The organism is Qipengyuania nanhaisediminis (assembly GCF_900115585.1).
Taxonomy (GTDB): Bacteria; Pseudomonadota; Alphaproteobacteria; order Sphingomonadales; family Sphingomonadaceae; genus Qipengyuania; species Qipengyuania nanhaisediminis.
This window is the reverse complement of record NZ_FOWZ01000001.1, coordinates 224,771-237,510: the sequence shown is the minus strand read 5'-3', so window position 1 is coordinate 237,510 and position 12,740 is coordinate 224,771. Positions and strand designations below refer to the sequence as shown.

16 protein-coding genes are annotated in these 12,740 nt (G+C 63.8%); 8 read left to right on the top strand and 8 right to left on the bottom strand.

What is annotated here, in order from left to right; genetic code table 11:
* Positions 1 to 24: 24 nt before the first annotated feature.
* Positions 25 to 1,821 carry an ABC transporter transmembrane domain-containing protein gene (locus BM173_RS01255; RefSeq protein WP_245755777.1) on the bottom strand — a complete coding sequence of 599 codons (1,797 nt, stop codon included), beginning with the start codon at positions 1,819 to 1,821 and terminating at the stop codon, positions 25 to 27.
* 201 nt (positions 1,822 to 2,022) lie between these two features.
* Between BM173_RS01255 and BM173_RS01250 the strand changes: the two genes are divergently transcribed.
* Both BM173_RS01250 and BM173_RS01245 read left to right on the top strand, forming a co-directional pair.
* Positions 2,023 to 3,255, top strand: coding sequence for a polyhydroxyalkanoate depolymerase (locus BM173_RS01250; protein WP_090476578.1), 1,233 nt, complete (start codon positions 2,023 to 2,025; stop codon positions 3,253 to 3,255).
* Between the two features lie 75 nt (positions 3,256 to 3,330).
* Positions 3,331 to 3,702: a SpoIIAA family protein gene (locus tag BM173_RS01245; RefSeq protein WP_090476576.1), complete on the top strand. Its 372-nt coding sequence runs from the start codon at positions 3,331 to 3,333 to the stop codon at positions 3,700 to 3,702.
* Positions 3,703 to 3,719: 17 nt separating this feature from the next.
* On the opposite strand, the gene fghA is transcribed toward BM173_RS01245, so the two are convergent.
* The 5 genes from fghA to BM173_RS01220 all read right to left on the bottom strand — a co-directional run bounded on the left by fghA (position 3,720) and on the right by BM173_RS01220 (position 6,983).
* Positions 3,720 to 4,568 carry an S-formylglutathione hydrolase gene (gene fghA, locus BM173_RS01240; protein ID WP_090476574.1) on the bottom strand — a complete coding sequence of 283 codons (849 nt, stop codon included), beginning with the start codon at positions 4,566 to 4,568 and terminating at the stop codon, positions 3,720 to 3,722.
* The gene (locus tag BM173_RS01235) at positions 4,565 to 5,074 is read right to left on the bottom strand and encodes a prolyl-tRNA synthetase associated domain-containing protein (protein WP_090476572.1); all 510 of its coding nucleotides are present in this window, start codon (positions 5,072 to 5,074) and stop codon (positions 4,565 to 4,567) included. The genes fghA and BM173_RS01235 overlap by 4 nt, the downstream gene beginning before the upstream one ends.
* A 4-nt stretch (positions 5,075 to 5,078) precedes the next feature.
* Entirely contained in the window at positions 5,079 to 5,459 is a 381-nt protein-coding gene (locus tag BM173_RS01230; protein WP_090476571.1) for a VOC family protein, read from the bottom strand.
* Positions 5,460 to 5,520: 61 nt separating this feature from the next.
* Positions 5,521 to 5,877 carry a cupin domain-containing protein gene (locus tag BM173_RS01225; RefSeq protein ID WP_090476570.1) on the bottom strand — a complete coding sequence of 119 codons (357 nt, stop codon included), beginning with the start codon at positions 5,875 to 5,877 and terminating at the stop codon, positions 5,521 to 5,523.
* Positions 5,877 to 6,983, bottom strand: a complete 1,107-nt coding sequence (locus BM173_RS01220) for an S-(hydroxymethyl)glutathione dehydrogenase/class III alcohol dehydrogenase (protein ID WP_090478287.1) — start codon at positions 6,981 to 6,983, stop codon at positions 5,877 to 5,879. Before BM173_RS01220 ends, BM173_RS01225 begins: the two co-directional genes overlap by 1 nt.
* A 99-nt stretch (positions 6,984 to 7,082) precedes the next feature.
* On the opposite strand from BM173_RS01220, the gene BM173_RS01215 reads away from it, so the two are divergent.
* The 4 genes from BM173_RS01215 to BM173_RS01200 all read left to right on the top strand — a co-directional run bounded on the left by BM173_RS01215 (position 7,083) and on the right by BM173_RS01200 (position 9,110).
* Positions 7,083 to 7,487 carry a hypothetical protein gene (locus BM173_RS01215; protein ID WP_090476568.1) on the top strand — a complete coding sequence of 135 codons (405 nt, stop codon included), beginning with the start codon at positions 7,083 to 7,085 and terminating at the stop codon, positions 7,485 to 7,487.
* A gap of 71 nt (positions 7,488 to 7,558) precedes the next feature.
* A complete protein-coding gene (locus tag BM173_RS01210; protein ID WP_090476566.1) occupies positions 7,559 to 8,005 on the top strand; it encodes a hypothetical protein in 447 nt (148 codons plus the stop codon).
* A gap of 74 nt (positions 8,006 to 8,079) precedes the next feature.
* On the top strand, positions 8,080 to 8,751 hold the full coding sequence (locus BM173_RS01205) for a glutathione S-transferase family protein (protein ID WP_090476564.1): 672 nt from the start codon (positions 8,080 to 8,082) through the stop codon (positions 8,749 to 8,751).
* A 38-nt stretch (positions 8,752 to 8,789) separates the two neighbouring features.
* Positions 8,790 to 9,110 carry a hypothetical protein gene (locus tag BM173_RS01200; RefSeq protein ID WP_143089547.1) on the top strand — a complete coding sequence of 107 codons (321 nt, stop codon included), beginning with the start codon at positions 8,790 to 8,792 and terminating at the stop codon, positions 9,108 to 9,110.
* Between the two features lie 31 nt (positions 9,111 to 9,141).
* On the opposite strand, the gene mutM is transcribed toward BM173_RS01200, so the two are convergent.
* Complete coding sequence (gene mutM / locus BM173_RS01195; RefSeq protein WP_090476560.1) at positions 9,142 to 9,957, bottom strand: bifunctional DNA-formamidopyrimidine glycosylase/DNA-(apurinic or apyrimidinic site) lyase; 816 nt, start codon at positions 9,955 to 9,957, stop codon at positions 9,142 to 9,144.
* Positions 9,958 to 10,013: 56 nt separating this feature from the next.
* Between mutM and BM173_RS01190 the strand changes: the two genes are divergently transcribed.
* Positions 10,014 to 10,745 carry a class I SAM-dependent methyltransferase gene (locus BM173_RS01190; RefSeq protein WP_090476558.1) on the top strand — a complete coding sequence of 244 codons (732 nt, stop codon included), beginning with the start codon at positions 10,014 to 10,016 and terminating at the stop codon, positions 10,743 to 10,745.
* Positions 10,746 to 10,747: 2 nt separating this feature from the next.
* Entirely contained in the window at positions 10,748 to 12,310 is a 1,563-nt protein-coding gene (gene ubiB / locus BM173_RS01185; protein ID WP_090476556.1) for a 2-polyprenylphenol 6-hydroxylase, read from the top strand.
* Position 12,311: 1 nt separating this feature from the next.
* Here ubiB and BM173_RS01180 read toward each other — a convergent pair whose 3' ends face one another.
* The gene (locus BM173_RS01180; RefSeq protein ID WP_090476554.1) at positions 12,312 to 12,695 is read right to left on the bottom strand and encodes a hypothetical protein; all 384 of its coding nucleotides are present in this window, start codon (positions 12,693 to 12,695) and stop codon (positions 12,312 to 12,314) included.
* Positions 12,696 to 12,740: the final 45 nt, after the last annotated feature.

The window sequence follows — 12,740 nt, the reverse complement described above, 5'->3', positions numbered from 1 at the left end:
GCTTTGGTCGAAGAATTGAGGGAATCAGGCGCTTTCGAGGCCGAACTGGAGCGAGGCGAGCCGCGCATAGAGCCCGCCGCTTTCGGATAGCTGCGCATGGGTGCCCTGTTCGGCAATGCGCCCTTCGTCCATCACGACGATCCGGTCGGCCGCGCGCACAGTGGCGAGACGGTGCGCAATTACCAGCGTCGTGCGGTTTTCCATCAGGCGTTCGAGGGCATCCTGCACCAGGCGCTCGCTTTCGGCATCGAGTGCGCTGGTGGCTTCGTCCAGCAGCAGGATCGGCGCATCGCGCAGCAGGGCGCGGGCGATCGCGATACGCTGACGCTGGCCGCCTGAAAGCTGCGTCCCGTTCTCACCCAGATAGGTGTCGAGACCTTCGGGCAGTTTCTCGAGGAATTCTGTTGCATTCGCTGCGCGCGCAGCGGCCCAGATTTCTTCTTCACTCGCCTCCCAATTGCCATAGCGCAAATTGTCGCGGGCACTGGCGGAGAAGAGGACACCTTCCTGCGGGACGAAAGCGATCCGGCAACGAATTGCGGCGGGATCGGCGCTGGTCAGGGGAATGCCGTCGAGCCTGACCGTGCCCGCCTGTGGGTCGTAGAAACGCTCGGCCAGCTGGAAGATCGTCGATTTCCCGGCGCCGGAAGGTCCGACGATGGCGACCGTCTCGCCCGGCTCGACCTCGAGGCTGAAGTCGGTGATGGCAGGCGCTTCGAGCCGTGTCGGATAGCGGAAGGTGACGTTGCGGAAGGACAGGCTGCCGCGGGCAGGCTCGGGGAGGGCTTCCGGGCGCGCGGGTGCTGCGATGCCCGGCTTTTCGGCCAGCAGTTCGCTGAGGCGCTGGGCGGCACCGGCTGCGCGCAGCAGGTCCCCGACCACTTCGGCCAGCGCGCCGACGCTTCCGCCGACAATCATGCCTGCAAAGACGAAGGCCATGATCGTTCCGCCGGTCAGCTCCCCCGCCTCGACCAGCACTGCCCCGCGCCAGAGCAGCAATACGATGGAGCCGAAGATCAGCGTGATGGCGGTGGCGGTCATCAGGGCGCGCAGGAGCACGCGCTTGCGGGCCGTCTCGAAAGTGCGCTCGACCGCGTCGGCGAAACGGCCGCCTTCGCGATCCTGTTGGCCGAACGCCTGCACGACCTTCATCGCGGAGAGCACCTCGGTGACCATGGCGCCGACATCGGCAATGCGGTCCTGGCTCGATCGGCTGATATTGCGCAGGCGCGCGCCGAAAATCGCGATCGGCAGGATGACCACCGGTATCCCGATGAAGATGTAAACCGCCAGCTGCGGCGCCAGCCAGAACAAATAGCCTGCCGCTGCCACCGCCATGATGGCATTTCGTAGTGCCATGGAAATGGTCGTGCCAACCACCTGTTCGATGATCGCGGTGTCGGAGGTCATCCGGCTGGAGATTTCCTTGGGGCTGTTCTCCTCGAAGAAGGAGGGGGACAGGCGCAGCAGGTTCTCGTGCACCTTGCGCCGGATGTCGGCGACCACGCGTTCGCCCAGCCAGCTGACGAAATAGAAGCGCAGTGCGGTGAATATGCCCAGCGTCGCGACGAGGGCGAGCAGGTAACGGAACCAGCGGCCGATATCGCCCGTGCCGTCGCTGCCGAAGCCGCGATCGATGATCAGCTTGAGCGCGCTCGGCAGGGCAAGCGAGGTGATGAGGGCCGTTGCGAGCAGCGCGACCGAGGCCAGCGTCAGCTGGAGCGGATAGGCCTTGGCGGACTGCCAGACCATGGCCAGCGCGCCCAGCGACCGGCTTTCCCCGTCCTTGCGCCGGCGGCGGAACATGCCGCGTTTCGGCATGGCTTCGGCTTCTGCAATGTCGCCCGTCTCGTCCATTGGCTCCACCTAGGCAGCGCGGGCCGCAAAATCCACAGGGGAGGCACGTTTCGGGCACTTTTACACCATTTGTGCATTGCACAACGACAATTCACTCGTCAGACTGCCGGTTTGGATCAAGGGCCCGCAGCAAGACCATAACAGCGCGGGCAGCAGGGGACGCGAATGCTTTATCAAGCCTATGAACTCCAGCGCAGCTGGCTATCGAGCGCGAGCGCCTGGGCGTCTATCGGGGCGGAAATGCTGTCCAACCCGGCCCTGCCGCAGAATTACATGGGCGGATATCTGGGGCTGGGCCCGATCGCTGCCAGCGCGCTGGAGGTCTTCGCCCATGCCACCGCCACTTATGGCAAGCCCGCCTGGGGTATCGAAAGCGTCGAGGCGGAAGGCAGGCACTGGCCCGTCGTAGAAGCGACCGTGGTCAACCGGCCGTTCGGCGATCTCAAGCGCTTCCGCCGCGAAGGACTTGCCGAAGATGCGCCGCGTCTCTTGATCGTCGCCCCGATGAGCGGGCACTATGCAACGCTCCTGCGCGGCACAGTGGAGCGCATGCTGGAAAATTACACCGTGTTCGTCACCGATTGGGCGGATGCGCGCAATGTACCCTTGCACGAGGGGCATTTCGACCTCGACGATTACATGGATTACGTGATCGAATTCCTCGAGCACATCGGTCCCGGTTCCCACGCGATGGCCGTGTGCCAGCCTTCGGTCCCGGTCTTCGCCGCAACCGCGATCATGAACCGCGACGGCCATGACTGTGCGCCCAAGACGCTCACCATGATGGGCGGCCCAATCGACACGCGCTGTTCGCCGACCAGCGTCAACGACCTCGCGATGGAACGCCCGATCGAGTGGTTCCAGCACAATGTCATCGCCACCGTGCCGATGCAGTATCGCGGCGGCGGCCGCCGCGTCTATCCCGGCTTCATGCAGCTTGCCGGCTTCATGAGCATGAACCTCGGCAATCACATGATGAGCCACTACGAGATGTTCAAACACCTCACCGTGGGCGACGAGGCGAGCGCGCAGGCGACCAAGGATTTCTACGACGAATACCGCAGCGTGTGCGACATGACCGCCGAATTCTACCTGCAGACGGTGGAAGAGGTATTCCAGACGCACGCAATTCCGAATGGCACCTTCATGCACCGCGGCAAGCGTATCGACCTCGGCGATATCACCGGAACCGCTCTCCTCGCCATCGAGGGCGAGCGCGACGATATTTCGGGCCTCGGCCAGACCCGCGCCGCGCTGGAGCTTACGCCCAATCTGGATGCCTCGAAGAAGCGCTACTACATGGCCGAAGGGGCCGGGCACTACGGCATCTTCAACGGCAGCAAATGGCGCGGAAAGATTGCCCCGGTGGTCGAGGAATTCATCGCCGCGCACGGGTGAGGTCCGGGCCGGACGCGGGTGTGCTATAGTGCCTCTGCGGCAGCTTCATGCCGCGCCAGCACGAGGAGGTAGCACATGCTCACCATCACCAAGCCCTCGGCCGATCGGGTGGATATCACGCTCGACGGCAAGATCGATGCCGACATCATGCGCACCGCGCTCGACGATCTGATTGCGAAATCGGACGGGGTGAAGGGCGGCAAGATGCTGTACCGCATCACCAATTTCGAACTGCCGACGCTCAGCGCGATTGCGGTCGAATTCACCCGCCTGCCGAAACTTTTCGGCTTGCTTGGCGCGATCGACAAATGCGCAGTGCTGAGCGATTCCGACTGGCTCAGGAAAGCGGCCGAAATCGAAGGCGCGCTGTTCCCGGGCATCAAGATCAAGAGCTTCGGTCTCGACCAGCAGGACGTGGCCGAAGAATGGCTCGGTCTCGCGGACTGATCGGCGCGGGTGTGCGGTCAGCCTGCCCCGCGTAGACGCTCCGCATGCCAGGCCACGTGCTCGGCCATGAAGGTCGAGATGAAGTAATAGGAGTGGTCGTAGCCCTCCTGCATCCGGATCTCCGGGCTCAAACCTGCCTTGGCGCAGGCCATCGTCAAAGCGCCGGTCTTGAGCTGTTCTTCGAGGAACTGGTCTGCGCCGCCCTGGTCGACAAGGATATGGTCGTGGCGTGCGCCGTCCTCGATCAGGGCCACGGCGTCATAGGCGCGCCAGCTATCGCGGTCATCACCCAGATAGCGCCAGAGGGCTTTCTCGCCCCACGGCACGCGCGAAGGTGCGACGATCGGCGAAAAGGCGCTGATGGAGCGGAAGCGGGCCGGATCGCGCAAGCCGATGGTCAGCGCGCCGTGTCCGCCCATCGAGTGGCCCGTGATCGACTGTCGCGAAAGGTCGACCGGGAACTCTCCGGCCACGACCGAGGGCAGCTCTATCTCGATATAGCTGCGCATGCGGAAATGCTCGCTCCACGGGTCCTGCGTCGCATCAACATAGAAGCCGGCACCCTTGCCGAAATCGTATTCGTCCGCCGCGTCGGGCACGTTCTCGCCGCGCGGGCTGGTGTCCGGGGCGACGAAGATCACGCCATGCTCTGCACATGCGGCGCGGTATTCGCCCTTCTCGGTGACATTTGCGTGCGTGCAGGTGAGGCCCGACAGGTACCACAGCACCGGCAGCTTCGCGCCCGCTTCGTGCGGGGGGACATAGACCGAAAAGGTCATTTCGGTGCCGGTCGCTTCCGACTGGTGCGAACAGACGAACTGGTCGCCACCGAAGGCCTTGTTCTGCGAAAGGTAATCGAGCTTCATGCGGTCTCCTGAACCGGGATTTCTGCGACGACGGGCGCATGACCCCAATGTTCCAGCAGCTGCAAGATATGCGCGCCGGAAAGCCCCATTGTCGCGGTATTGCGAAGCGGGTGGACATTTACCTGCTCTGCGTGCGCCAAGCCCGCTTCGAGGACGCAGGTCACGCTGCCCGGCGATGCATGGATCATGGCGAGCGGCGTCACCGAGCCGGGCGCAATGCCAATCAGTCGCTCCATGTCGTCCGGCTTGCCGAAGCTCACGCGCTTGCAGCCGATGGCCTCGGGCAAGGCCTTCAGGTTCACCCGCGCTTCTGCAGGGACGGTCACCAGCCAGAAGGCGCCCTTGGCGTCTTTCAGGAACAGGTTCTTCGTATGCTCGCCGGGGATGCTGGCCTTGATGTCGCGGCTTTCCTCGACGGTGAAGACGGCCTCGTGCTCGTGATGCGAAAAAGGGATCGCGAGCGCGTCTATGTCGGCCCGCAATCCCTTTTCATCGATTGGCGTCAAGGCGTCAGCCCGGACGATACATCGCGCAGACCTTGTTGCCTGCCGGATCGCGCAGATAGGCGAGGTAGAGCTTCATGCCCGCACCTTCGCGAAGGCCCGGCGGGTCTTCGATCGGGGTGCCGCCATTCGCAGCGCCGGCTTCATGCCATGCATCGGCCATTGCTTCGCTGTCGGCTGCAAAGCCGATGGTCGAGCCGTTGCCGCAGCTCGCCGGCTGACCGTCGATCGGCTTGGTGATGAGGAAAATGCCGCCATTGTGCATGTAGATGACGCGGCCCTTGGGATCGACGGTGCCTTCGCGGCCGCCGAGCGCCTTGAAGCAGGCGTCGTAAAACTTCTTCGATGCCTCGATATCGTCGGCACCCAGCATGACGTGGCTGAACATTGAACTCTCTCCTTAGGTTTCGATTCGCTACCTTAAGCGCGCCTGCGGCCCGCGCAAGCGATCAGATGTCGATGGCGAGCGTGGCGGTCTTCTGGTCGCCGGTATTGGGCATGTCCTTGGGATCGATCAGCAGGAGGCGGACCTCGCCGTGGCGCGCGCAGGGGCGGTGTTCGACCCCGCGCGGGACGATGATCATCTCGCCCGCTTCCAGCACTTCGGTGCGATCCCGGAACTCCATGTCGAGCGTGCCGTCGAGGATCAGGAACAGCTCGTCCGTATCCTCGTGGCAGTGCCAGATGAACTCGCCCTCGACCTTCACCAGGCGGATCTCGTTATCGTTGTACCGCCCGACGATGCGCGGCGCCCAGCGGTCGGAAAACAGTGCGAATTTCTCGTCCAGATTGACCTTTGCGGGCATCAATAGACCACGACCGCGCGGATACTTTCGCCGGAATGCATCAGGTCGAAGCCCTTGTTGATTTCTTCCAGGCTGAGGCGGTGGGTGATCATCGGGTCGATCTCGATCTTGCCGTTCATGTACCAGTCGACGATCTTGGGCACGTCGGTGCGGCCCTTGGCCCCGCCGAATGCCGTGCCGCGCCAGTTGCGGCCCGTGACGAGCTGGAAGGGACGGGTCTCGATGGTTTTGCCCGCTTCGGCCACGCCGATGATGATGCTCGTGCCCCAGCCCTTGTGGCAGCATTCCAGCGCATCGCGCATGACCGCGGTATTGCCCGTGCAATCGAAGCTGTAATCGGCGCCGCCGTCGAGCATGTTGACCAGCGTTTCGACGACATTGCCGACATCCTTCGGATTGACGAAATCGGTCATGCCGAACTTGCGGCCCCATTCTTCCTTGGTCGGATTGATGTCGACGCCCACGATCCGGTCCGCACCGGCCAGCTTTGCGCCCTGGATGACGTTGAGGCCGATCCCGCCGAGGCCGAAGACCACGACATTGTCGCCCGGCTGGACCTTGGCGGTGTTGGTCACCGCGCCGACGCCGGTGGTGACGCCGCAGCCGACATAGCAGGTGGTGTCGAACGGCGCGTCTTCGCGGATCTTGGCGACCGCGATTTCGGGCAGCACGGTGAAGTTCGAGAAGGTCGAACAGCCCATGTAGTGGTAGATCGGCTTGCCGTTGTAGGAGAAGCGCGTGGTCCCGTCGGGCATCAGCCCCTTGCCCTGCGTTTCGCGGATCGCGCTGCACAGGTTGGTCTTGCCAGACAGGCACATCTTACACTGGCGGCATTCGGGCGTGTAGAGCGGGATCACGTGATCGCCTGCTGTCACACTGGTCACACCTGCGCCGACTTCGCGCACCACCCCGCAGCCTTCGTGGCCCAGCACGCTCGGGAAAATCCCTTCGCTGTCCAGCCCGTCGAGCGTATAGGCATCAGTGTGGCAGATGCCGGTCGCCATGATTTCGACCAGCACTTCGCCCGCCTTGGGGCCTTCGAGGTCGAGTTCGACGATCTCGAGCGGTTTCTTGGCTTCGAAGGCAACGGCGGCGCGGGTTTTCATGATGCGAATCTCCTGTTTCATGCGACGGGTAGGGGGGCAGCGCCTGCCTCGCAAGCCAAGTTGCTTGCGGTTCAGGCGCGGCGCGATAGGAGAGCGGGCATGAAGATCATTCTCCCCGCCATCGCCGCTGCGATGCTCGCCGCACCCGCAATCGCACAGGACAGCGCGCCGGCGGACACGCCCGCTCCGGTCATCACCATGGAACTGGTGGACCTGCCGATCGAACAGCAGACGGCGCTGCGCTGCGGGGTTGCAGTGGCCATCGCCACCGAGGCGCAGCGTGCGGGCAATGCGGATGGCAAGGACTGGCCCGACCTGCTCGAAAACGAGCGCGGCCGCGAATTCTTCGTGCGGACCATGGCCAAGCTAATGGACGACACGGGCATCGCGCGCGAAGGCATCGCGCTTCGCGGCCGGAAAGAGGCCGAGAAACTGGCGCAGGACGGCCAGCTCGATGCAGTCATGCCCGCCTGCCTGCTGATGATGCAGGCTTCCGGCTTCTGAAGCCCGTTCAGCAAGCTTTCAGCGCTGATCCCGCATAAACGGACCGTTACGGAACAACCGAAGGAAGTCCCATGCGTCGTCACCTGCTTGCCGCAGCCACCCTCGCCGCGTTTGCAGCACCCGTGCCCGCACTGGCGCAGGATGCCGATGAGGCTGCTTTCGACGAACGCGATGGCGCCGGGCTGACCGAAATGGCGGACACGCTTTCCGACCCCGAACGCCAGCGCGAACTTGCCATGATGCTGCGCGCGATGAGCGAGGTCCTGCTCGACCTGCCCATCGCCCCGCTGACCGATGCGGTTGCCGAGATTGCGGGCGAGGAAGCTCCGTTGGTCGAGGATGGCGCGACGCTGCGCTCGATCGCGCCGGAAGCTAGCCGCGTGCCGGAAGAGATCGAGAAGAACCTGCCGCGCGCCATGGAAGCCGCAGGCACGCTTGCCGAAACGCTGGAAGTCATGCTGCCGCAGCTGCGCGCCATGGCCGAACGCTTTTCGGACACGCTGCCGCAGCGCGACTGACTTCACAGGAAATTTTCGCCAAAATCGCGCGCGCCAGTGGACGCGTGGGCGCGCCTGCCGCATAGGCAGGGGCCATGTGGCAGCTCCACCAATTCCCCCTGTGCCCCTTCAGCCGCAAGCTGCGCCTGCTGATGGGTGAAAAGTCGGTTGCGTACGAACTCGTGCGCGAAAACCCGTGGGAAGGGCGTGACAGCCTTTGGCAGCTCAATCCGGCCGGGCGCACCCCGGTCCTGCATGACCCGGCGCGCAAGGTCACGCTGTGCGACAGCCAGGCGATCTGCGAATTCTTCGAAGAGACGGTGGACCGCAACCCGATGATTTCGGGCAATGCCATGCAGCGCGCCGAAATCCGCCGCCTGACGCGCCTGTTCGACGAAAGCCTCTATGGCGATGTCACCGCGCCTGCCCTGCACGAAAAGATGAAGAAGCGCCTGATCCTGCGCCAGTCGCCCGACGGACGGGTGCTGCGCGAGATGGGGCGGCTGCTCCACGGCCACCTCGATTATATCGACTGGCTGGTCGACACCCGCAGCTGGCTGGCCGGGCCGACGCTCAGCCTCGCCGACCTCGCCTGCGCGGCGCAGCTATCGGTGGTCGATTACCTCGGCGGGATCGAATGGAAAGGCCACGACCAGGCGCGCGACTGGTACATGGTCATGAAAAGCCGCCCGAGCTTCCGCCCGCTGTTGAGCGAGAAAATGGAAGGCCTGCCCCCACCGCGGGAATATGCTGCGCTGGATTTGTGAGGGGCCTTGTCCACACGCATACACATGAAGATCTGAACTTGATCACGCCGGATATGCCCACCTCGCTGTTTATATTCTTGATGGAGGCTGTCGCAGGGCCTGCCTCTCAATACCGACCGGGTGCAAGGCACGCGTTGCTGGTCTTCGTACTGGGCGGGACTATCGAACACTGCCAGCAAACAGCTATCGAATGCGTCGAGAATCAAGGCTGGCAATTCGTGGAACCCAAGCGAGCCAAAGAAGTCTCGACCGATATCGAGCAGATTGCAGATGATACCTTGCGGGCTGCTGCAACTCATGCGCTGAACAATGGTGACGCGATAATCGTCTATCAGGACGAGATACCAAGCGACTCCTGACCCGTTTGGTACAGAGCGGCAAAAGAGGCGCTTACCTCTGGCAAACCGGGCAGAACCACGTGCTTCTCCCGCCCTGTACGATGCGGCGGATCGTGCCGCCGTCTTCGTGGTGGCAGGGCTCGCCCTCGCGGCCGTAGACGTGGAAGCGGGTGGCGAAATAGCCCAAGTTTCCATCGGGCTGGGCGAAATCGCGCAATGTGCTGCCGCCGTCGCGGATGGATCGCTCCAGCACATCCTTGATCGCGGGGACGAGGCGGCGCAGCTGCGGCATGGTCACCTTGCCGCCTGCCTTTCGCGGATGGATGCCCGCGTGCCACAACGCCTCGCACACATAGATATTGCCGAGGCCCGCCACGATCCGCTGGTCGAGCAGCAATAGCTTGATCGCCTGTTTGCGCCCGCGCGTCGCCTCGCGCAGGTGCTCGGGCGTGAGATCGTCGCCCAGCGGCTCCGGCCCCAGCGCGGCGAAGGGCTTCCACGTCACCAGTTCGCCGCTCGTCATCAAATCGACCGAACCGAAGCGGCGCGGATCGTTGAGGGCGAAGCGATGGCTCGCCGTCTCGATGACGAGATGGTCGTGCTTGTCGTCTTCCTCCGGATCGATCCGCCAGCGCCCGCTCATGCCGAGGTGGAACACCATCGCATGATCGCGGCTGGTATGGACCAGCCCGTATTTCGCCCGGCGCGAGAGATGCGTCACGCTCGCCCCCGTCAGCGCCTGCACCAGATCGGGCGGGAAGGGGCGGCGCATATCCGGGCGGTTGACCTGGACCAGCGTGATCGTCTCGCCCTCGAGGAACCGCGCAAGACCGCGCACCGTTGTTTCGACTTCGGGAAGCTCAGGCATGAGTTACCCTCTAACACCCTTTGCGCTGGCCACAATTCCCCCTAAGGCACCTCGCCATGAACGACACAGTTTCCTTCGGCTACGAAGACATCGACGCGAACGAGAAAACCGGCCGTGTTGGCGAGGTGTTTTCCAGCGTCGCCGCCAAGTACGACATCATGAACGACGCGATGAGCGGCGGGATGCACCGGCTATGGAAGGACCGCTTCGTGCGCCGCGTCAAGCCGCAGCCGGGCGAGCAGATCCTCGACATGGCAGGCGGCACGGGCGACATCGCTTTCCGCATGGCCGCCAAGGGTGCCAGCGTTACCGTGTCCGACATCAACCAGGACATGCTCGATGTCGGCATCGAACGCGCAATGGATCGCGGGATCGACGGCCTGGTCTGGAGCCGCCAGAACGCCGAGGAACTGGCTTTCTCCAGCCGCACTTTCGATGCCTACACCATCGTGTTCGGCATCCGGAACGTGACCTTCATCGACAAGGCCCTTCGCGAAGCGCACCGCGTGCTGAAATACGGCGGGCGTTTCTACTGCATGGAATTCAGCCAGACCGACTGGCCGGGCTTCAAGGAAGTCTACGACCTCTATTCGCACCAGCTCATGCCCAAGATCGGCAAGGCTATCGCCAATGACGAGGATAGCTATCGCTACCTCGCCGAATCGATCCGCCGGTTTCCGAAGCCGCCGGAATTCGAGGCGATGATCCGCGCTGCGGGCTTCGAGAATACGCGGGTCGAAAAGATCCTTGGCGGCGCCGTGAACATCCATTCGGGGTGGAAGGTCTAGGCGTGACACGCCCCGCGACGCATATCTGGCGACTTGGTCGTTGGGCGCGCATTCTGGCGCGGCATGGTGCCCTGCGCGGTATCCAGAACGACCCCAACACTCCGGCCCCGGTCAAGCGCCTGATCGGCCTGTTCAGCATCGGCACGATCAAATCGCGTGAACCCGATTATGCCGGCGCCTTCCGCGATATCGGCCCGGCGGCCATCAAGCTGGGACAGACGCTGGCGACACGTCCCGACCTTGTAGGCGAGGATGCGGCGCGCAATCTGCTGAAGTTGCAGGACGACCTCCCGCCGGTCGGCTTCGACAAGATCAAGGCGAGCATCGAGGCGAGCTTCGAGCAGCCGCTCGAAAGCCTCTATGCCGAATTCGACCCCGTGCCGGTCGGCGCGGCCTCCATCGCGCAGGTCCACCGCGCGGTGACGACCGAGGGCAGGCCGGTCGCCGTCAAGGTCCTGCGCCCCGGCGTGCGCGAACAGTTCGCCAAAGACATCGATACGTACGAATGGGCCGCCGCCCATGTCGAAGCGATGGGCGGCGAGGCTGCGCGCCTGCGCCCGCGGCTCGTCATCGCCAATTTCAAGCGCTGGACCAATCGCGAGCTCGACCTGCGCCGCGAAGCCGCCAGCGCCTCGGAACTGGCCGAGCATATGGTCGGGACCGAAGGCTATGAAGTGCCCGGCATCGACTGGGACCGGACCAACGGCCGCGTGATGACCGTCGACTGGATCGACGGCATCAAGATCAGCAATATAGAGGCTATCCGGGCGGCAGGCCACGATACGGCAGAGCTTGCCAACCGCCTCGTCCTCGCTTTCCTGAAGCAGGCCATTGCCGCCGGCTTCTTCCATGCCGACATGCACCAGGGCAACCTGTTCGTGAAACCGGACGGGACCATCGCGGCGATCGATTTCGGTATCATGGGCCGGATCGACCGACAGGCGCGCATGTGGCTGGCGGAAATCCTCTACGGGTTGACGACGGGCAATTACAAACGCGTCGCCGAAATCCATTTCGAGGCGCAATATGTGCCGAGCTATCACAATGTCGACGAGTTCGCGACGGCGCTGAGGGCCGTGGGCGAGCCCATGCGCGGCAAGCCGGTGAGCGAGCTTTCGGTCGGGCAGATGCTCGACGGGCTCTTCGCCATCACCCGCGATTTCGATATGCAGACGCAGCCGCACCTGCTGCTGCTGCAAAAGACCATGGTGATGGTCGAAGGCATCGCCACCCAGCTCAATCCGCAGATCAACATGTGGGACACGTCCGCACCCTATGTGCGCAGCTGGATCCGCGACGAGCTGGGGCCTGAGGCCGCAATTGCCGACCGTATCCGGACCGATACCGAAACGCTGCTGCGCATCCCCGATCTCGTGCGCCGGATCGAAGACCGCTTCCCGCCCAAGGGCGGCGCGCCCGAACCGCCGCCGCTACCGGAAGTGGAGCTGGTGTGGGAACGCCGTGCCCGCAAGCAGGAGAGGCGCAGCGTCCTTGGCTATCTGCTCGTTGCAGCAGGGGCGGGCCTCGCCGGTTGGGCCGCCGCGACCCAGAGCTGGATCGGCTAGGTCAGGCCGTCCGCCCGCGCCAGCGCAGCATGGCGAAAGTCAGCACGAAGACGTGCACGGCCTCTACCAGCATCGGCATCCACCAGCCTTCGTAGGTCCCGACCGCGAACAGGTTCACCAGGCGTCCGGAAAAGGCAGTTGCGAACAGCAGCAGCGCAGGCAGCAACACGTCGCCGCGGCGCTTCCACGCGCCCCATGCCATGAAGAAGGCCGCGACCAGGAAGAAGGCGGTGAAATCGCCGCGCATGGCCGAAAGCCCCATGGCTCCGCTGGCGGTCAGACCGAAGTCTGCCCCTGCCAGCGCAGGGTCGACGAAAAAGCTCACTCCGAGGACCAGATCGAGCAGGGCACCCAGCGCAATCAGCGCGGCAAGAACGAAATTCATACGCGAAACCCCTCCGTTTCCTTTTTTTAAACCATAGGGTGGCAA

Coding starts and splice junctions, on each gene's coding strand:
- fghA (WP_090476574.1), bottom strand. CDS start 4,568: ATGAAGCTCGATTACCTTTCGCAGAACAAGGCCTTCGGTGGCGACCAG.
- BM173_RS01225 (WP_090476570.1), bottom strand. CDS start 5,877: ATGCCCGCAAAGGTCAATCTGGACGAGAAATTCGCACTGTTTTCCGAC.
- BM173_RS01255 (WP_245755777.1), bottom strand. CDS start 1,821: ATGCCGAAACGCGGCATGTTCCGCCGCCGGCGCAAGGACGGGGAAAGC.
- BM173_RS01230 (WP_090476571.1), bottom strand. CDS start 5,459: ATGTTCAGCCACGTCATGCTGGGTGCCGACGATATCGAGGCATCGAAG.
- BM173_RS01180 (WP_090476554.1), bottom strand. CDS start 12,695: ATGAATTTCGTTCTTGCCGCGCTGATTGCGCTGGGTGCCCTGCTCGAT.
- mutM (WP_090476560.1), bottom strand. CDS start 9,957: ATGCCTGAGCTTCCCGAAGTCGAAACAACGGTGCGCGGTCTTGCGCGG.
- BM173_RS01250 (WP_090476578.1), top strand. CDS start 2,023: ATGCTTTATCAAGCCTATGAACTCCAGCGCAGCTGGCTATCGAGCGCG.
- BM173_RS01205 (WP_090476564.1), top strand. CDS start 8,080: ATGTGGCAGCTCCACCAATTCCCCCTGTGCCCCTTCAGCCGCAAGCTG.
- BM173_RS01220 (WP_090478287.1), bottom strand. CDS start 6,983: ATGAAAACCCGCGCCGCCGTTGCCTTCGAAGCCAAGAAACCGCTCGAG.
- BM173_RS01190 (WP_090476558.1), top strand. CDS start 10,014: ATGAACGACACAGTTTCCTTCGGCTACGAAGACATCGACGCGAACGAG.
- BM173_RS01210 (WP_090476566.1), top strand. CDS start 7,559: ATGCGTCGTCACCTGCTTGCCGCAGCCACCCTCGCCGCGTTTGCAGCA.
- BM173_RS01215 (WP_090476568.1), top strand. CDS start 7,083: ATGAAGATCATTCTCCCCGCCATCGCCGCTGCGATGCTCGCCGCACCC.
- BM173_RS01245 (WP_090476576.1), top strand. CDS start 3,331: ATGCTCACCATCACCAAGCCCTCGGCCGATCGGGTGGATATCACGCTC.